We start from the raw sequence: 18,366 nt of genomic DNA, 5'->3' as shown, positions 1-18,366 counted from the left end.
GCAACACCGGTGAGCAGCCCGTACGGCTACGGGGGCCGTCCACAGGATCGGCCCGTGGGCCCACCGCCCGGCGTCCTGCCGCCGCCGCAGTCAGCCCCGTACGGCGGTCCGCTGCCCGGCCGATACGCGCCACCACAGGGTCAGTTCGCCCCACCGCCTGGTCAGTTCCAGCAGGGAGCGCCGTACCAGGGTCAGTGGGCTCAGCCGTACTACGGCGGGCCGGGCCAGTTCAACGGCTTCCAGCCGCAGCGGCGGCGGGGTGGAGCGGTCCGGCTCATCCTGTTCGGCTTCGCTGTGCTCGCCATCCTCTGCGGGGCGCTGGTCGCCATCAGCGTGATCCTGACCGGCGGCAGCACCGACGACGCCGCACAGCCGGGGGTGACCGGGCCGTCGATCGTGCCGACGGCGACCACCAACCCGCAGAAGGGCTCGGCGGAGGACTACCTGCTGAACGCCGAGATCTACCGCAGCGGCGCGCTGCCCGAGCAGAACTGCAGGGCCGCGAACCTCGGCAACGGCAGCCTCGCGGCGCAGAAGGTGTACTACCAGAAGCTGTTCACCTGCCTGAACGACGCCTGGCGGCCGATCTTCAAGGGCCTCGACCAGGAGAAGCCGGACCCGGGCCTGGTCGTGTTCGACAAGCCGGTCGTCACACCGTGCGGCAACTTCGCGCCGCTGTCCGGCCGGGTGCTGGCGTTCTACTGCTACGGCAATCAGGTGATGTACACCGACGTCCAGCAGATGAACAAGGCGTTCGGGCCGCAGCAGGATCTCGCCTACCTGATGACCATCGCGCACGAGTACGGACACCACGTCCAAGGCGTCACCGGGCTGTTCTATGCGCGAGCGGCGTACCTGCAGGACCACCCGGACAAGAAGCTCGAGTACTCCCGCCGCAACGAGCTCCAGGCCTCCTGCTTCGCCGGCGTCTTCAGCAAAGCGGTCGCCAACACCTACCCGCTCACCAACCGCATGAACGAGTTCAAAGAACAGTCGTCCAACAGCTTCGGCGAATCCCCCAGCACCCCACCCGAAGAACGAACCCACGGCCTGGCCACCAGCCAGGGCTTCTGGATCCAGAACGGCTTCAACATCTCCGAGAACAAAGCCTGCAACACCTACGCCGCCCCCGCCAACCTGGTCCAGTAACAACGAGAACCTGGTCCGTGGTCACCGCGTGAGTTTCTTACGGTTGTTCGAGGTTCGGGTTGTGTTAACTGGGAGGCGTATCATCCGGGCGTGACGTTGCGACGCGGGGAGTGGGCGCCACCCGCGCGGACGCTGGTGGATGTGTTGCAAGAGACGGCGGCTGAGTTTGCGGACGAGCCGGCGCTCGATGACGGCAGTGTGAGTCTGAGTTATCGGGAGTTGCTCGAGCAGACGACCAAGTTCGCCGGGCGGCTGACCGCGGGTGGGATCGGGCCGGGGGATCGGGTCGGGGTGCGGATCTCGTCCGGTCACAACGACTTGTACGTCGCGATCCTCGGCACGTTGCAGGCCGGGGCGGCGTACGTGCCGGTGGATGCGGACGACCCGGACGAGCGCGCCGAGCTGGTGTTCGGTGAGGCCGCGGTCGCTGCCATCGTGACCGACGACCTGGAGCTCGAGCTGCTCCGGGCAGCACCGGCCGGTCCGCCGCCGGACAACGACAACGCCGACGGCTACTTCGACTTCCCGTACTCCGCCCGGATGGACTCGGCACAACTGGATCCGGTCAGGGTGGGCGGCCCGGAGCCGGAGGACGACTCGTGGATCATCTTCACCTCGGGCTCGACCGGCGTACCCAAGGGCGTCGCCGTCTCGCACCGATCCGCGGCGGCCTTCGTGGACGCGGAAGCACGACTCTTCCTGCAGCACGAACCGATCGGCCCCGACGACCGCGTCCTGGCCGGGCTCTCGGTGGCGTTCGACGCGTCCTGCGAGGAGATGTGGCTGGCCTGGCGTCACGGTGCGTGCCTGGTGCCGGCACCGAGGTCGCTCGTCCGCAGCGGCATGGACCTCGGCCCCTGGCTGGTCGCGCAGGGAATCACGATTGTCTCCACTGTTCCGACCCTCGCCGCACTGTGGCCGGCCGACGCGCTCGACCAGGTCCGGCTGCTGATCTTCGGCGGTGAGGCCTGCCCGCCCGAGCTCGCGGAACGACTGGCGACGGACGGCCGCGAGGTCTGGAACACGTACGGCCCCACCGAGGCGACCGTGGTGGCCTGCGGCGCTCAGCTGACCGGGGAGGGCCCGGTCCGGATCGGCCTGCCGCTGGACGGCTGGGACCTCGCCGTAGTAGATGCCGAAGGCAATGAAATCGGCGAGGGCGGGATCGGCGAGCTGATCATCGGCGGCGTCGGCCTGGCCCGCTATCTCGACCCGGCCAAGGACGCGGAGAAGTTCGCCCCGATGCCGACGCTCGGCTGGGAACGCGCGTACCGCAGCGGCGACCTGGTCCGCTATGAGCCCGAGGGCCTCATCTTCCAGGGCCGCGCCGACGAGCAGATCAAACTCGGCGGCCGCCGGATCGAGCTCGGCGAGGTCGACGCCGCCCTGCAGGGGTTGCCCAACGTCTCCGGCGCGGCAGCAGCCGTCCGGGCCAGCGCCGCCGGTAACCAGTTGCTCGTCGGGTACGTCGTACCAGAGGACCCGACCGTGTTCGACCAGAAGGCGGCCACCGAGCAGCTCCGGAAAGCCCTGCCCGCAGCACTCGTACCGCTCCTGGCGATCGTCGACACCTTGCCGACCAGGACCTCGGGCAAGGTGGACCGCAACGCGCTTCCCTGGCCACTCGAGGGCATGGACAGCGACGAACCAGCGGCCGAGCTCGACGGGACAGCGGGGTGGCTGGCAGAGCGGTGGACGAAGGTCCTCGGCGCCAAGGTCACCGACGCGGACAACGACTTCTTCCTGCACGGCGGTGGCAGTCTCGCGGCCGCGCAACTCGTGTCGGCGCTCCGCGAGCGTTACCCGGATGTGACCGTCGCGGACATCTACGAGTACCCGCGGCTCGGAGCCCTCGCCGACCGGCTGGACGAGTCCACCGTCAGCGCCGCGCCGGTCGAGCTCCGCGAGATCAGACCGACGCCGAAGCCGACGCAGTTGCTCCAGACCGCGCTGACCTTGGTCCTGCAGACGGTCGTCGGCGTCCGATGGCTCGTCTACCTGTTCACCCTGAACAACCTGCTCGCCGAGTTCGCCGGTCCGCTTCCCTGGCTGCGGACCGTCTCGTGGTGGTGGATCCTGGCCGGCTGGCTGATCCTGATCACCCCGGCCGGCCGGATGGGTATCGCCGTCGTCGGCGCGCGCATCCTGCTCCACAACCTCAAGCCCGGCATCTACCCCAGAGGCGGCAGCGTCCACGTCCGTCTCTGGGCGGCCGAGAACCTCGCCGACGCGGCCGGCGCGGCGAACCTGGCCGGCGCGCCCTGGATCGCCTACTACGCAAGGGCTCTCGGCGCGAAGATCGGCCGCGGTGTCGACCTGCACACGCTCCCACCGGTCACCGGGATGCTGACCATGGGTCGCGGCGCGTCGATCGAGCCCGAGGTGGACCTGGCCGGCTACTGGATCGACGGCGACCAGTTGCACGTCGGCCCGGTGACCGTCGGCGCCGAGGCAGTCATCGGCTCCCGCAGTACGTTGCTGCCCGGTGCGGAGATCGGCCGCAATGCCGAGATCGCGGCCGGCTCGGCCGTTTCCGGCAAGGTGCCGCCGAACGAGCGCTGGTCCGGATCCCCCGCGACCCGCTTCGGCCGCGCCCGGCGCCCGTGGCCTGACCACCGCCCGGCTCGCGCGCCGTGGTGGGTCCTCGCGTACGGCGCTCAGTCCGCGGTGATGTCGTTGCTGCCGGTCGCCGCGGCCGCGGCGGCGATCGTCGTACTCGGCAATGCGCTGCAAGGCACCGAGACACTCGGCCAGGCCGCGCTCAAGGCGCTCACCGCCGTACCGCTGATGACGCTCGTCGGTTTCGTGATGCTCGCCGTGCTGACGCTGATCGGCGTCCGGCTGCTCGGGATCGGGATCAAGCCGGGCCACTATCCGGTCCGGAGCCGGATCGGGTGGCAGGTCTGGGCGACCGAGCGGCTGCTGGACTCGGCCCGCACGCTGCTCTTCCCGCTGTACGCGAGTCTGCTGACGCCGTGGTGGCTGCGTGCGCTCGGGGCGAAGATCGGCCGGGATGTCGAGGCGTCGACGGTGCTGTTGCTGCCGAAGATGACCACGGTCGGTGAGGGCGCGTTCCTGGCCGACGACACGATGATCGCGTCGTACGAACTGGGTGGCGGCTGGCTGCACGTGGCCGGTGCGAAGGTCGGGAAGCGGGCGTTCCTCGGGAACTCCGGGATGGCCGCACCCGGCCGGTCGGTGCCGAAGAACGGGCTGGTAGCAGTCCTGTCGGCGGCGCCGAAGAAGTCGAAGGCCGGTACGTCGTGGCTCGGATCGCCGCCGGTGAAGCTCCGGCGGCAGGCGGTCGCGGGTGACCAGAGCCGGACGTTCAACCCGCCGTTCAAGCTCAAGGTGGCCAGAGCGCTGGTCGAGCTGTGCCGGTTCGTGCCGATGATGTGCACGGTGGTGATCGCGCTCGGCGTGCTGTTCGCGTTGCAGGCGCTCGACATGTGGCTGGGGCCATGGCTCACGGTGCTGCTGTCCGGCGCGGTGATGCTCGCCGCCGGCGCGGTCGCGGGCGGGATGGCGACGGTGGCCAAGTGGGTGATCGTGGGCAGGACCCGCGCGGTCGAGTACCCGCTGTGGAGCTCGTTCGTCTGGCGCAACGAGGTGGTCGACAGCTTCGTCGAGCTGGTCGCGGCGCCGTGGTTCGCGAACGCCGCCGCCGGTACGCCGGTCCTCGCGCTCTGGCTGCGGACCCTCGGGGCCAAGATCGGCAAGGGCGTCTGGTGTGAGACGTACTGGTTGCCCGAGGCCGATCTGGTCACGCTCGGCGACGGTGCCACGGTGAATCGCGGTTGCGTGCTGCAGACGCACCTGTTTCATGATCGAGTTCTCTCCATGAGCACAGTCACCTTCGGGCCGGGAGCGACCCTCGGGCCCCACGGCATCGTCCTGCCGGCCGCCAGTGTGGGAGCAGGAGCTACCATCGGGCCGGTGTCTCTTGTGATGCGTGGTGAAGGTGTACCTGCCGGGACGCGCTGGGCCGGAAACCCGATCGCCCCCTGGCAGAGCTGATGGTTGCCCGCAACAACGGGCTGCCCGGGGCAGCGACCGCCTGCGATCCCTACGTGCCTTCCCACGGCAACGGGGGCTACCACGTCGAGTCGTACGAGCTGGACCTGGACTACCGGGTCAGCAGCAACCGCCTGACCGGCAAGGCGACCATCACCGCCGTGGCCACCCAGGCCCTGTCCCGGATCAGCTTCGACCTGTCCGGCCTGCGGGTCACCAAGGTGTCGGTCAACGGTCGCCGGCCCCAGCGCTACACCCACCGTGCCGGGAAGCTGCACATCTCGGCGAACATCATGGACGGCGCCGAATTCACCGTCGACATCCAGTACGGCGGGAGTCCCAGGCCCGAGGACAGTCCGTGGGGCGAGCTGGGCTGGGAGGAGCTCACCGAGGGTGTGATCGTCGCGAGCCAGCCGAGTGGCGCGGCGACCTGGTTCCCGTGCAACGACCACCCCGGCGACAAGGCGCACTACCGGATCACGGTCACCACTGATTCGCCGTACCAGGTGGTTGCGAACGGGCGGCTGGTGTCACGGCGGGTGAAGGCCAGCCGGACCACGTGGGTCTTCGACCAGGCCGCACCGATGGCGACGTACCTGGCGACCGTGCAGATCGGCCGGTACGACGTCATCGAGCTGGCCGCGTCACCGGTGACGACCCGGGCCGTGCTGCCCGCGGCCCTGATCCCCAACGCGAAAGTGGATCTCGGCCGGCAGCAGGACATGATGAAGCTGTTCTTCCGGCTGTTCGGGCCGTACCCGTTCGGTGCGTACACGGTCGTGGTCACGGACGACCCGCTGGAGATTCCGCTGGAGGCGCAGGGCATCTCGGTGTTCGGCAGCAACCATCTGGACGGACGGCGCGGATCCGAGCGACTGGTCGCGCACGAGCTGGCGCATCAGTGGTTCGGCAACAGTCTGACGCCGTCGAGCTGGCAGCACATCTGGCTCAACGAAGGGTTCGCCTGCTACGCCGAGTGGCTGTGGTCCGAGGCGTCGGGCGGTCTGACCGCGACGCAGCAGGTGTCGAAGGCACACACGCGGTTGAAGGGCCTGCCGCAGGACCTGCTGCTGTCGGACCCGGGTCCGGAGCTGATGTTCGACGACCGGCTCTACAAGCGCGGCGCGATCACTTTGCACGTACTGCGTCAGCACCTCGGCGACGACGCGTTCTTCGAACTTCTGCGCACGTGGACCAAGTCCTACCGGCACGGCTCGGTGACGACGGACGAGTTCATCGCACTGGCCGTGTCGTTCAGCCCGGACGAGGGCGCCGTACGCCACCTGTTCGCCCAGTGGCTGGACTCGACGGAGCTGCCTGCCTTCAGGAGCGGGCGATTTCGGCTGCGGCCTTGACGAAGCGTTCGGTCAGCGGCGTCCGGGTGGCCCAGGCCGCGCCGATCCACCAGGTGGCGGCTCGGCCGGGCAGCGGGACGAGGCGGAGCTCCGGCGGTGCGATCCGTTCGGCGGACTGCGGTACGACGGCCGGACCGGCGCCGGCGGCAACCAAGGCCAGCACGGTTTGCAGGTCGGCGGTCTCCTGAAGAACGGTGGGGTGGCAGCCGAGTTCGCCGTACAGGCCGTTGATCTGGGCGGTCAGGCCGGGCCCTCGTGCCGGGGTGAGACGGACGAGCGGCCGGCCGTCGAGCCAGCGACCGATGTCACGCGGTACGTCGACTCCGGCAGGGACCGCGAGAGCCAGCCGGTCGCGCCGTAACCGTAGGTGTTCAAGGCCGGCGGGGACGGGCAGCCGGACGAACCCGACCTGCAGACTGCCCGCGAGCAGCCGTTCGCACTGGACCGCTGATGACATGTCGTCGATTGATACCGAGACACCTGGCCAGCGGCTCCGGAACAGCGCTACTGCGCGTGGTGCCAACTCGATCCCGGACAGCCCGAACCCGATCGCGAGCGACCCTTCACTACCCGCTGCGACCTGCGCCGCGCGCCGATCGAACGCCTCCGATCGGTCGAGCAACTCCAGAGCGTCAGGAAGCAACAGCTCGCCGGCCTGCGTCAGCCGGGCACCATGCCGGCCGCGACTGAACAGCACCGAACCGACCTTTCGCTCCAGCACCTGGATCTGCTTGGTCAGCGCGGGCTGGCTGGTCGACAGCTCCTCGGCCGCGGCCCCGAAATTGCGCAGCCGGGCGACCGTGACGAACGCCCGGAGCAATCGGAGATCCATAACTCCACGATATGGAATCTGACCAAACAACTATTGGACGTCATAGAACCTTCGGCGTTTCGATGGGCTCATGAACCTCTTTCGCAGCGCGGTCGTCCAGTTCGAACCGGTCCCGGACCAGCCGCCGGCCAACCTCGCGACCGTCGAGCGGCTGGCCCGCGAGGCGGTCGCGGGCGGCGCCCGGCTGGTGGTGTTCCCGGAGATGTGCCTGCTCGGCTACTGGCACCTCCGCCGGCACACCGCCGCGCGCCTGCACGAGCTGGCCTCGCGCGTGGACGGCCCACTGGTCGGCCAGGTCCTTGCCCTCGCCAAGGAACTCGACGCGGGCATCGGTGTCGGGTTCCTCGAGGTGGCCGACGGAAAGCTGTTCAACTCGTACGCCGTCTGCCTGCCGACCGGGGACGTCCACGTGCACCGGAAGCTGCATGCGTTCGAGCACGAGGCGATCGCGAGCGGGTCGACGTACACGGTCTTCGACACGCCCTGGGGGTTCCGGGCCGGGGTGCTGATCTGCTGGGACAACAACCTGGTCGAGAACGTCCGGATCACCGCGTTGCTCGGGGCAACCGTCCTGCTGGCGCCGCACCAGACCGGCGGGACGAACTCGCGCAGCCCGCACGGGATGAAACCCATCCCGCTGGAGCTCTGGGAGAGCGGGGATCAGGCCGCGATCGAGGAAGCGTTCAACGGGCCGAACGGCCGTGGCTGGCTGATGCGCTGGCTGCCGGCCCGGGCCCACGACAACGGCCTGTTCGTGCTGTTCAGCAACGGTGTCGGCCGGGACGACGACGAGGTCCGCACCGGCAACGCGATGATCCTGGACCCGTACGGCCGGCTCCTCGCGGAGACCCCGGTGCCGGCCGAGTCCGTGGTGATCGCCGACCTCGACCTGGAGCTGGTGCCGCTGGCAACGGGCCGCCGCTGGCTCCGCGGCCGCCGTCCCGAGCTGTACGGCGTACTGACCGAGCGGACCGGGGACGAGCTGGACCCGAGGGCAGCCCGCTTCTCGCCCGACCCCGTCAGCCTCTCGAAGCCGAGCCGTCAGTAGATGAGCGCCGTGGCGATGGCCGCGATGCCCTCGCCCCGGCCGGTGAAACCCAGGCCGTCGGTGGTCGCCGCGCTGACGGACACCTCGGCGTCGCAGCCGGCGCTGAGGACCTTCTCGGCCTCTTCCCGCCGGGGGCCGATCCTGGGGCGGTTGCAGACGATCTGGACCGAGACATTTCCGATCTCGAACCCGGCCGCCCGGACCCGCCGCGCCGCCTCGGCCAGCAGCGCAACGCCCGAGGCGCCGGCCCACTCCGGCTCGGAGGTGCCGAAGTTCGACCCCAGATCGCCCAGCCGGGCCGCACTCAGCAGCGCGGTGCAGATCGCGTGCGCGGCCGCGTCACCGTCGGAGTGACCGGCCAACCCGGACGTCTCCTCGGGCCAGTGCAGGCCGGCCAGCCACATCGGCCGGCCTTCCTCCAGCGGGTGTACGTCGACGCCGTTCCCGACCCGTGGGACCTTCACGTCAGCCTCCTGTCCGCCAGCAACGCCTCGGCCAGCAGCAGGTCCCGCGGCCGCGTCACCTTGAACGCGTCCTCGGAGCCCTCGACCGTCAGCACGGCCACGCCGAGCCGCTCACACAGCATCGCGTCATCCGTCGCCCCGGCGCCACCGGCCGCATGCGCACGACGCAGTACGGCGGGATCGAACCCCTGCGGAGTCTGTACGGCGACCAGCGTCGAGCGATCGGGCGTGTCGACGACCTCACCGGCCGCGGAGACCCGTTTGATCGTGTCCGTCACCGGCACGGCCGGTACGACGGCCGAGGCCCCGCCACGCACCGCGGCAACGACGCGTTCGACGACAGCGGCCGGGACGAAGGCGCGGGCCGCGTCATGGACGAGGATGCAGTCGATCCCGTCGACCGGGACCAGCTCCAGCGCCGCCTGGACCGAATCGGCCCGCTCGGCGCCGCCCGCGACCACGAGCAGCCGGGCATCCCCGGCGTACGGCTCGAGTTCCTTGCGGACCGCGTCCTCGGTGCCGGCCGGGACGGCAACCACAAAACAGGCGAGGTCGGCGGCGGTCGCTGCCTTCAGTCCACGTACGGCGTGGACCAGCAGCGATTCGCCACCGACCTCTCGAAATGCTTTCGGTGTCTCGCCACCGAGCCGCAGCCCGAGACCGGCCGCCGGGATGATGGCCGCGGTGCTCATGTCGAGCCCGCGCAGGACGGCAGGATCACGTACTTCGACTCGGTCCGACCGGGGTCAGGAAGCGAGAACCTCGTCGAGGATGGCTTCCGCCTTGTCCTCGTTGGTGTGCTCGGCCAGGGCCAGCTCGGAGACCAGGATCTGGCGAGCCTTCGCCAGCATCCGCTTCTCACCGGCGGAGAGACCCCGGTCACGCTCACGGCGCCACAGGTCGCGGACGACCTCTGCCACCTTCATTACGTCACCCGAGTGCAGCTTCTCGAGGTTCGCCTTGTACCGTCGCGACCAGTTGGTCGGCTCCTCCGTGTGCGGTGCGCGCAGCACGTCGAAGACGCGCTCCAGGCCAGCCTGATCCACGACGTCACGCACGCCGACGAGATCGAGGTTGCACGCGGGGACCCGGACGACCAGGTCGTTCTGAGCGACGATCCTCAAGACCAGATAGGTCTTGTCCTCACCTTTGATCTGACGGGTCTCGATGTCCTCGATGACGGCCGCACCGTGATTGGGGTAAACAACCGTCTCGCCGACTGTGAAAGTCATATGTCACGTGCCCCTTTCCAAGCTCCATCCTACCACGTGGCCAATGGTCCGGCCGGGGCGTTTGCGCTGGTCAGAGGCCACTTCCTGGCTTGACAAACGCTCTCAGCCGTGCCTTGTGCGCGCGTGAATCGCGCCCGGATGGTTGCCCGGGACACCCTCGCGACAGCCCGTGATGGGCATCCCGCCGTCGGCTCCGGCAGGTGCGAGAGCTACGCTGTGACGCGCCGGAGGCCGCTGCCTGACGGCGTCGAACAGCTTTGCAGGAGAGGGATTCCAGTGCCGATCACGTTGTCCTCGCGGCCCGTCCGGCGCACCGCGCTGGCGGGAGCCGCCGCTACCCTGAGTTTCGTGCTGGCGGCCTGCGGCGCGAACTTCAACGCCCAGACGCTGCAGAACTACCAGCCGGCCGAGGGCACCAACGCCGACTCCGGGTCGATCGCGGTCCGCAACGCGCTGGTCATCGCCTCCGAGGACGGCAAGGGCGAGCTGCACGCCGTCATCGTCAACAACGGCGGCTCCGACGACACCCTGGTCGGTATCGAGCAGGCGCCGCCGGGGACCCAGGACGGCCAGGCCGGCGGCGACCAGCCGACCGAGGTCACGTTCGGCAACGTCAAGCCCCTGGACCTGAAGGCCGGGACGTCGACCCTACTGCCGCCGGAACCGGCCCCGGAGCTCGCCGAGAACGCCGAGGCGCCCGGTGAGCCGATCACGGTCACCGGCGGCAAGCCGGGCCAGATGATCAACGTGGTGATCACGTTCGGCGAGGCCGCCCCGATCACCGCCTACATCCCGGTCCTGACCGAGGACCACTACTCCCCGTCTCCGCGCGCCGATGGGGAGTCGCACGGCTGAGCCTCCGGTACGACGCCGAGCGTCCGCACCCCGGGCCTGAGCGAGCGTCCGTACCCCGGGCCTGAGCGAGCGTCCGTCAGGCCTGAGCGGGCGTCGTACCCGGGCCTGAGACAGCCGAACGGGCCGCCCCGGCGCGGGACGGCCCGTTCGTCGTACCGGCGGGACCTGTGGCCGAGGTCCCGGCGGACGGTCAGCCCGCGGCCTGGGCAGCCTTGGACAGGCTGGGGATGATCTTGTCCAGCACCCACGGGACGCTGAGCACGCTGACGGCGCTCATCCCGGAGATGACCTGCTGGTCCTCCATCACGTACGCGCTGCCGCGCTTGACCGCGGCCAGCGAGGAGTAGACCGGGTCGGCCTGGAACTTCTGCGCCCCGAGCCCGTCGACGTACGCGACCACCACGTCGGCGTCGATGTCCGGCACCTTCTCCTTGCTGATGGTGAGCGCGAACTCCTTCTTGGTGTTGCCGGCCTGCAGCTTCTCCACGCCGGGGGCGTTCACGAAGCCCATCTCGTTCAGGATCTGCACCCGCGGGTCGGTAGGCATGTAGACGTAGTTGTCGGCGCCGAACGAGCCGACGGTGATCGTCTTGCCCTTGAACTCCGGGTGTTCGGTCGCGACCTGCTTGATCTTCTCGTCGATCCCGGCGATCAGCTTCTCGGCCTCGGCCTTCTTGCCCAGCGCCTGACCGACCAGCAGGGTCTGGTCCTGCCAGGTGGTCTGCCACGGTGCGCCCGGGTAGGCGACGGTCGGCGCGATATCCGACAGCGTCTTGTAGGTGGCCGCGTCGAAGCCCTCGTACGGGGCCAGGATGACGTCCGGCCTCAGCGCCGCGATCTTCTCGAACGGGAACTTGTCGCTGGTGTCCAGCAGTTCGGTCTTGGCGGCGTCGAACTTGTCCGCATCCCACGCGGTCACCCCGGCCGGAGTCGGGCCGTACGTCACCTTCGGCATCCCGACCGGCGTCTCACCGAGCGCGTAGACCACGTCCTGGGCGTTCCAGCCGAGCGTGACGATGCGCTCCGGCTTCTTGGTGATGGTGGTCTCGCCGAACGTGTTCTTCAACGTGACCGGGAACCCGGCGGCCGCCGTACTGGCAGAGCCGCTGCTCTGCTCGCCGGCGTCGCTGCCGCACGCGGCCAGCGTGGTCGCGACCAGAACGGTGGCGACCGCCAGCGCGGCGGTTCGGGCCGGCCGCAGGGCCGCCCGGGAACGGGACCAGGACATGGGACTCTCCTTAGCGAATGACTTGCCTCAACTAAGGAGAGCCTAAGCTAACCACCACGGCCTGTGCAGCCTGGGGCGATGTGACTCAGGACTCGGACCGGGCGGCGAGAGCCCGGCCTGTTGTACGTCAGGACTCGAACTTGTAGCCGAGACCACGCACCGTCACCAGGTGCTGCGGATTCGACGGGTCCTTCTCCAGCTTCGAGCGCAGCCGCTTCACGTGGACATCCAGGGTCTTGGTGTCGCCCACGTAGTCGGCACCCCAGATCCGGTCGATCAGCTGCCCCCGGGTGAGCACCCGGCCGGTGTTGCGCAGCAGCATCTCGAGCAGCTCGAACTCCTTCAGCGGGAGCCGGATCTCGGTCCCGGACACGGTCACCACGTGCCGCTCCACGTCCATCCGGACCGGCCCGGCCTCGAGCGTGTCCGGCAGCAGCTCCACGTCCTGACCACGCCGCAGTACGGCGCGGATGCGGGCGAGCAGCTCCCGTGGGCTGTAGGGCTTGGTCACGTAGTCGTCGGCGCCCAGCTCGAGGCCGACCACCTTGTCCACCTCGGTGTCCTTGGCGCTGACGATGATGACCGGGACGTTGCCCCGGCTGCGCAGTGCCCGGCACACCTCCGTGCCGGACAGACCCGGCAGCATCAGGTCGAGCAGGACGATGTCCGCACCGGCCCGGTCGTACTCGTCCAGCGCGTCCGGTCCGGTCTCCGCGACGGCGACCTCGAACCCTTCCTTGCGCAGCACGTACGACAACGCGTCGCTGTAGCTCTCTTCGTCTTCGACGACCAGCACTCGGGTCACGAAGCTGCCTCCTTGGTTCTGTCTGACGGGGTAGGCGCCAGGTAGATGGCCGGCTCGTCCTGGCTGGAGGAGTCGGTCTGACCCGCGGCGGGTTCGAGCCGCAGCGGGAGTCTCACGGTGAAGGTGGAGCCCTGGCCCTCGACACTCCAGACCCGCACATCGCCTCCATGGATGGAGGCGATGTGTTTGACGATGGAGAGGCCGAGACCGGTACCACCGGTTTCACGGCTCCGGGCCCGGTCGACCCGGTAGAACCGTTCGAAGATGCGTTCCAGGTCGCTGCTGGGGATGCCGACGCCCTGGTCGCTGACGGTCACCTCGACCAGGTCGCCGATCGGGTGTGCCGCGACCGCGACCCGGGTGCCGTCGGGGCTGTAGTTGACCGCGTTCTCGACCAGGTTCCCGATCGCGATGGACAGCTGGTCCTCGCTGCCCATCACCTCCAGGTCCGGCTCGGTCTTCACCACGATCTTGATGTCGCGGTCCTCCGCGTCCACCCGGCAGCGGTCCACCGCGGCGTCGATGACGCCGTTGATGTCGACCGGGCCGGGGTTCTCCAACGGGTCGTCGCCCTGCAGCCGGGACAGCTCGATGATCTCCTTCACCAGCCGGCTCAGCCGGGACGCCTCGACCCGCATCCGGCCGGAGAACCGCTGCACCGCCTCCGGGTCGTCGGACGCCTCCGAGACCGCGTCGGCGAGCAGGATCAGCGCGCCGATCGGGGTCTTGAGCTCGTGGCTGACGTTGACGGTGAAGTCCCGCCGGATCGCCTCCAGCCGGCGCTCCCGGGTCCGGTCCTCGACCAGGACCAGCACCAACTGGCTGCCCAGCGGCGCCACCCGGGCACTCACGTACTGCGTCGCACCGAGCCGGCCGCGGACGATCTCCAGGTCCTGCTGGCGGATCTCGCCGTCGCGGCGGACCGCCCGGACCATGGTCAGCAGGTCCTCGACCACCAGCCGCTCGCCCCGGACGATGCCGAGCACGTGGGCCGGGGCGCTGGCCTGGAGCACCTGGTCCTCCGGGCCCATCACCACCGCGGACGAGCGGAGCACCGACAAGACGGTGGCGACACCGCTCGGAACGATCGGCTCCGGGGACTCCGGGATCTTGTGCTGGGCCCGCTCACTGAGCATCATCGCACCGAGTGAAAGCAGGGCCAGGGCCGCGCCGATGACGCCGCCCAGCACCGCAGCCAGCGTGGGGTCCACGGCAACGATGCTACGCGGGCAACCAGCAGGGAAAGACCGAATGATCACCGGATGACCGGGACGCGACCTAACTGTTCATCAGGCGTTCACCACTCGTCGCCGTCCGGCAACCTCGACGGCATACGGTCACCGTTGGGCGGGTACCAGGCGGTGCCGGCCTCCCCGCCCCCCGCGGCACCCGGACACCACAGATCGGAAACGAACACAATGCGTGACACCTACCACGAGCAGCTCGACGACATCCTCGCCGAGCTGGAGCGGATGACCCGGACGGTGTCCACCGCCGTACGACGCTCGACCGCGGCGCTGCTGGAGGCCGACATCCGCAAGGCCGAAGAGGTCATCGCGGCCGACATCCAACTGGACGCGGCCGGCGAGGGCGTCGAGGAGAAGGTGTTCGAGCTGATGGCGCGGCAGTCGCCGGTCGCCAACGAGTTGCGGATGCTGGTCGCGGCGCTGCGGATGGTCGCGGACCTGGAGCGGATGGGCGACCTGGCCGCGCACGTGTCCAAGATCGCCCGGCTGCGCTACCCGGCGCCGGCCATCCCCGACGAGCTGCACAGCGTCATCACCGAGATGGGCACCGTGGCCGGCAAGATGGTCGACGCGGCCGGGGACGTGATCCAGACCCGTGACGTCGAGGCGGCCGGCAAGCTGGAGGCCACCGACGACCAGATGGACAGGCTGCGGACCAACCAGTTCCGGCTGATGATGGACGACTCCTGGCCGCACGGCGTCGAGGTCGCGGTCGACATCGCCCTGCTCGGCCGGTACTACGAGCGCATCTCCGACCACGCCGTCTCGATGGCGCGGCGGGTCGTCTACCTGGTCACCGGCGAGCTCCCGGTCGCCGTCGGCGGCACCGCCGCCGGCTCCGGAGCCGGCGCCTCCACCCCGAACCCGAACGGCAACTAAAGCCCCCGAACACCCCGAAGGCGCCCCCGGCAGCAGTTGCCGGGGGCGCCTTTCGGGATACCTTCCGTGGCATGGACGAATCAGAGACCGAGCGGTTGATCAGCACCGATGTGTCCAACTTGTCCGGCGAGGAGATGCTGGACCATCTCGACTCGGTCGAGCGACGGATGAAGGACCTCTTGAAAGCCGAGCTCGACCTCCTGGAAGCCAGCGCCGAGCTACTCGCCGACCGCCCCCAGCTGCAAGCGCGACTCGACTATCTGCGCACCGTGGACCTGAAAGGGGCCACCGAAGCCGGTGATTGACCCGGCACTGCCGAACTTCAGCGGAGCTGGTTCTTGATGGCGCCCTTGTCGCCAAACCCGTTCCCACGGTGCCTGGCGCCAACCACGCCGACGCGTGACCACAGCCCGCACACCCGGCGAAGCCGGACCACGAGACAGCCGCGCCGAAGGCGCGTCCATCACGCGTGCATACCTACCGACCCCGGCTCATGACCGCCTCGATCGCACCCGAGGTCGCCAAGCCTCGCTTCCACGGTGCCTGCCGCCGAGCGCGCCGACTCGTGACCACACCCCGCGCACCCGGCGAAGCCGGCAACAAAACAGCCGCGCCGAAGGCGCGTCCTTTATGCGTGCTTACCGGCCCTGGTTCTTGACGGCTTCGATGGCTTCCTTGGCGGCCTGGGGGTCCAGGTATTCGCCACCGGGGGTGACGGGGTGGAAGTCCTCGTCGAGCTCGTAGTACAGCGGGATGCCGGTCGGGATGTTCAGGCCGACAATGGTCTGCTCGTCCAGGTTGTCCAGGTGCTTGACCAGGGCGCGGAGCGAGTTGCCATGAGCGGTGACCAGCACGGTCTTGCCGGCCCGCAGATCCGGGACGATCGCGTCGTACCAGTAGGGCAGCATCCGCTCGACGACGTCCTTCAGGCACTCGGTCGACGGCAGCAGCTCCGACGGGAGCCCGGCGTACCGCGGGTCGCCGGCCTGGTCGTACTCCGAGCCGCGCTCGATCGGCGGCGGCGGGGTGTCGTAGGAGCGGCGGAACAGCATGAACTGCTCCTCGCCGAGCTCCTCCAGCGTCTGCTTCTTGTCCTTGCCCTGCAGCCCGCCGTAGTGACGCTCGTTCAGCCGCCAGGACCGCCGTACGTCGATCCACTGGCGCTCGGCCACCTCGAGGGCGATGGTCGCGGTGCGGATCGCCCGGCGCAGCACCGAGGTGTGCAGGACGTCCGGGAGCAGGTCGCGGTCGCGCAGCAGCTCGCCACCGCGGTGGGCCTCCTCGACGCCCTGGGCGTTCAGGTCGACATCCACCCAGCCGGTGAACAGGTTCTTCGCGTTCCAGTCGCTGTGGCCGTGGCGGAGCAGGATCAGGCGATAGGTCATGGCGGCAAGCCTACTGGGGCTCCAGCCAGCCCTTGAATGCGTCCAGATTCCGGGTCGACTCACCGCGCGAGATCCGCCACTCGTACTCCTTGCGGATCGAGGACGAGAAGCCGAGCTCGAGGATCGTGTTGAAGGACGAGTCGGCGTACTCGAGTACCGCGCCGAGCAGCCGGTCCACCTCGGTCGGGGTGATCGCGTGCAGCGGGACCCGGCCGTCCAGGTGGATGTCACCCAGGTGGTCGACGGCGAACGCGACGCCGTACATCTTCAGGTTCCGCTCCAGCAGCCAGCGGTAGACGGCCTCGTGGTTCTCGTCCGGGTGCCGGGCGACGAAGGCGTGCACGTGGACCGCCTGCGCGCCGACCGTCAGCGTGCAGGTCGTCTTCAGCTTCCGCTCCCCCGGCAGGTCCGCGGTGAAAGCGCCCGGCTCGCTCTCGGTGAACTCGAGCTCGTTCTCCTTCAGCACCTGGCGGATCACGTCCGCCGCCGACACTCTCATCCAGCTACCTCCGCGGCCAGCTCAGCAGCCATCGTCTCGGTCGCGACCCGGTACGCGGCCAGCGTCTTCTTGGCGGTCAGCTCCCAGCCGAAGCCCTGGGCGTGCTTGACCGCCGCCCGGCCCATGGTCTCGCGGGTGAGCGGATCCGTCGCGATCCGGGTCAGCGCGTCGGCGAAGTCGTCGACCCCGTGGCCGGGCACCAGCAACCCGGTCTGCCCGTCCACGACCGCGGTGGTCAGCCCGCCGACGGCCGCCGCGACCACCGGCGTACCGCAGGCCTGCGCCTCCAATGCGACCAGCCCGAAGGATTCCGAGTACGACGGAACGCAGACGACCGAGGCAGATCGGTACCAGTCGGCCAGCGCGGATCGCTCCATCGGCTTGACGAACCGGGTCACGTCCTCGACCCCCAACGCCCGGGCCAGTTCCGCATGCGACTCGGGATGCTCCATGCCGTTCCCCGACGGTCCTCCGATCACCGCGACCACGAGGCGCGACCGCAACGACGGATCCCGCTCGAGCATCCGCGCGGCCGCCCGGATCAGCAGGTCCGGCGCCTTCAACGGCTGGATCCGCCCGACGAACGCCAGTACGACGGCATCCTCGGGCAGCCCGATCGACCGCCGGACCGCCGCCTGGTCACCCGGGCTGAACATGTCCAGATCCACGCCCGGGTTGACCACACCGACCTTCGCCGGTTGAGCGCCGTACAGGGTGATCAGCTCGTTCGCCTCGTCCGCTGTGTTGGCGAGTAGCCGGTCGGCCGCTTCGACGACCTGTTCCTCACCGAGCAGCCGGGCGGGCGGCTCCGGTACGTCGTCGTCGGCAAGGCTGGCGTTCTTCACCTTGGCCATCGTGTGCATGGTGTGGACGAGCGGGACGGCCCACCGGTCGCGGGCGAGCAGCCCGACCTGGCCGGACAACCAGTAGTGCGAGTGGATCACGTCGTAGTGCCCGGGCTCGTGGATCGCCTCGGCCCGCAGTACGGCGCGGGCGAAAGTGCACAGCTGGGCGGGCAACTCGTTCTTGGTCAGCCCTTCGTAGGGACCGGCCGCGACGTTGCGGACCATCACGCCGGGCATCAGTTCGACGCGGGCGGCCAGGGCGGAGGAGGTCGCGCGGGTGAAGACGTCGACCTCGATCCCCAGGTCGGCGAGACGCTTCGACAGCTCCACCACGTAGACGTTCATCCCGCCGGCATCCCCGGTACCGGGCAGATCGAGCGGCGACGTGTGCAGGCTGATCATCGCGACCCGCCGGAGCGGACGGTCTGCGGAGGGAAGGCTCACGTGGTCAGCGTAACTCCGGCGCCGCCTGCGACCGCTCGTGCTCGGGCGCCGCCCAACTGGCGAGCAGCCCAGCCCGTCAAGCAGG

17 protein-coding genes are annotated in these 18,366 nt (G+C 69.4%); 7 read left to right on the top strand and 10 right to left on the bottom strand.

Going from position 1 to position 18,366, the window contains the following annotated elements; genetic code table 11:
- The first annotated feature begins 54 nt into the window (after positions 1-54).
- From ACGFIF_RS11445 to ACGFIF_RS11435, 3 genes are all read left to right on the top strand, one after another.
- Positions 55-1,149 carry a neutral zinc metallopeptidase gene (locus tag ACGFIF_RS11445; protein WP_393154115.1) on the top strand — a complete coding sequence of 365 codons (1,095 nt, stop codon included), beginning with the start codon at positions 55-57 and terminating at the stop codon, positions 1,147-1,149.
- Positions 1,150-1,239: 90 nt separating this feature from the next.
- The gene (locus ACGFIF_RS11440; protein ID WP_393154113.1) at positions 1,240-5,166 is read left to right on the top strand and encodes a Pls/PosA family non-ribosomal peptide synthetase; all 3,927 of its coding nucleotides are present in this window, start codon (positions 1,240-1,242) and stop codon (positions 5,164-5,166) included.
- A complete protein-coding gene (locus ACGFIF_RS11435) occupies positions 5,166-6,518 on the top strand; it encodes a M1 family metallopeptidase (RefSeq protein WP_393154111.1) in 1,353 nt (450 codons plus the stop codon). Before ACGFIF_RS11440 ends, ACGFIF_RS11435 begins: the two co-directional genes overlap by 1 nt.
- Here the strand turns inward: ACGFIF_RS11435 and ACGFIF_RS11430 are convergent.
- The gene (locus ACGFIF_RS11430) at positions 6,487-7,350 is read right to left on the bottom strand and encodes a LysR family transcriptional regulator (protein ID WP_393154109.1); all 864 of its coding nucleotides are present in this window, start codon (positions 7,348-7,350) and stop codon (positions 6,487-6,489) included. The two genes, ACGFIF_RS11435 and ACGFIF_RS11430, sit on opposite strands and share 32 nt — an antisense overlap.
- Before the next feature lie 70 nt (positions 7,351-7,420).
- Between ACGFIF_RS11430 and ACGFIF_RS11425 the strand changes: the two genes are divergently transcribed.
- Positions 7,421-8,398, top strand: a complete 978-nt coding sequence (locus ACGFIF_RS11425; protein ID WP_393154107.1) for a nitrilase family protein — start codon at positions 7,421-7,423, stop codon at positions 8,396-8,398.
- Here ACGFIF_RS11425 and ispF read toward each other — a convergent pair.
- From ispF to ACGFIF_RS11410, 3 genes are read right to left on the bottom strand one after another with little or no spacing between them, the layout of a single operon-like run.
- Complete coding sequence (ispF, locus tag ACGFIF_RS11420; RefSeq protein ID WP_393154105.1) at positions 8,392-8,862, bottom strand: 2-C-methyl-D-erythritol 2,4-cyclodiphosphate synthase; 471 nt, start codon at positions 8,860-8,862, stop codon at positions 8,392-8,394. The genes ACGFIF_RS11425 and ispF overlap by 7 nt on opposite strands.
- Positions 8,859-9,554, bottom strand: coding sequence for a 2-C-methyl-D-erythritol 4-phosphate cytidylyltransferase (gene ispD / locus ACGFIF_RS11415; protein WP_393154103.1), 696 nt, complete (start codon positions 9,552-9,554; stop codon positions 8,859-8,861). The genes ispF and ispD overlap by 4 nt, the downstream gene beginning before the upstream one ends.
- A 54-nt stretch (positions 9,555-9,608) precedes the next feature.
- Positions 9,609-10,094: a CarD family transcriptional regulator gene (locus tag ACGFIF_RS11410; protein WP_012918679.1), complete on the bottom strand. Its 486-nt coding sequence runs from the start codon at positions 10,092-10,094 to the stop codon at positions 9,609-9,611.
- A gap of 276 nt (positions 10,095-10,370) precedes the next feature.
- Between ACGFIF_RS11410 and ACGFIF_RS11405 the strand changes: the two genes are divergently transcribed.
- Positions 10,371-10,949, top strand: a complete 579-nt coding sequence (locus ACGFIF_RS11405; RefSeq protein WP_393154100.1) for a hypothetical protein — start codon at positions 10,371-10,373, stop codon at positions 10,947-10,949.
- 190 nt (positions 10,950-11,139) lie between these two features.
- Here the strand turns inward: ACGFIF_RS11405 and ACGFIF_RS11400 are convergent, their stop codons facing one another.
- From ACGFIF_RS11400 to ACGFIF_RS11390, 3 genes are all read right to left on the bottom strand, one after another.
- Positions 11,140-12,177, bottom strand: coding sequence for an iron-siderophore ABC transporter substrate-binding protein (locus ACGFIF_RS11400; RefSeq protein ID WP_393154098.1), 1,038 nt, complete (start codon positions 12,175-12,177; stop codon positions 11,140-11,142).
- A gap of 127 nt (positions 12,178-12,304) precedes the next feature.
- Positions 12,305-12,982: a response regulator transcription factor gene (locus ACGFIF_RS11395; protein WP_131353111.1), complete on the bottom strand. Its 678-nt coding sequence runs from the start codon at positions 12,980-12,982 to the stop codon at positions 12,305-12,307.
- Entirely contained in the window at positions 12,979-14,193 is a 1,215-nt protein-coding gene (locus ACGFIF_RS11390) for a sensor histidine kinase (RefSeq protein WP_393154096.1), read from the bottom strand. Before ACGFIF_RS11390 ends, ACGFIF_RS11395 begins: the two co-directional genes overlap by 4 nt.
- A 207-nt stretch (positions 14,194-14,400) precedes the next feature.
- Here ACGFIF_RS11390 and phoU point away from each other — a divergent pair, with 207 nt between their 5' ends.
- Both phoU and ACGFIF_RS11380 read left to right on the top strand, forming a co-directional pair.
- A complete protein-coding gene (gene phoU, locus ACGFIF_RS11385) occupies positions 14,401-15,108 on the top strand; it encodes a phosphate signaling complex protein PhoU (RefSeq protein WP_393154094.1) in 708 nt (235 codons plus the stop codon).
- A 71-nt stretch (positions 15,109-15,179) separates the two neighbouring features.
- Positions 15,180-15,413 carry a hypothetical protein gene (locus ACGFIF_RS11380; RefSeq protein WP_393154092.1) on the top strand — a complete coding sequence of 78 codons (234 nt, stop codon included), beginning with the start codon at positions 15,180-15,182 and terminating at the stop codon, positions 15,411-15,413.
- Positions 15,414-15,746: 333 nt separating this feature from the next.
- Here ACGFIF_RS11380 and ACGFIF_RS11375 read toward each other — a convergent pair whose 3' ends face one another.
- From ACGFIF_RS11375 to mshA, 3 genes are read right to left on the bottom strand one after another with little or no spacing between them, the layout of a single operon-like run.
- Complete coding sequence (locus ACGFIF_RS11375) at positions 15,747-16,493, bottom strand: phosphoglyceromutase (RefSeq protein WP_393154090.1); 747 nt, start codon at positions 16,491-16,493, stop codon at positions 15,747-15,749.
- Between the two features lie 10 nt (positions 16,494-16,503).
- Complete coding sequence (locus ACGFIF_RS11370) at positions 16,504-16,992, bottom strand: YbjN domain-containing protein (RefSeq protein WP_393154088.1); 489 nt, start codon at positions 16,990-16,992, stop codon at positions 16,504-16,506.
- Positions 16,989-18,239 carry a D-inositol-3-phosphate glycosyltransferase gene (mshA, locus tag ACGFIF_RS11365; RefSeq protein ID WP_393155463.1) on the bottom strand — a complete coding sequence of 417 codons (1,251 nt, stop codon included), beginning with the start codon at positions 18,237-18,239 and terminating at the stop codon, positions 16,989-16,991. Before mshA ends, ACGFIF_RS11370 begins: the two co-directional genes overlap by 4 nt.
- Positions 18,240-18,366 lie beyond the last annotated feature (127 nt).

Origin of the sequence: Kribbella sp. NPDC049174, from assembly GCF_043197365.1 — a bacterium.
Taxonomy (GTDB): domain Bacteria; phylum Actinomycetota; class Actinomycetes; order Propionibacteriales; family Kribbellaceae; genus Kribbella.
This window is presented reverse-complemented; position numbering and strand designations above follow the sequence as displayed.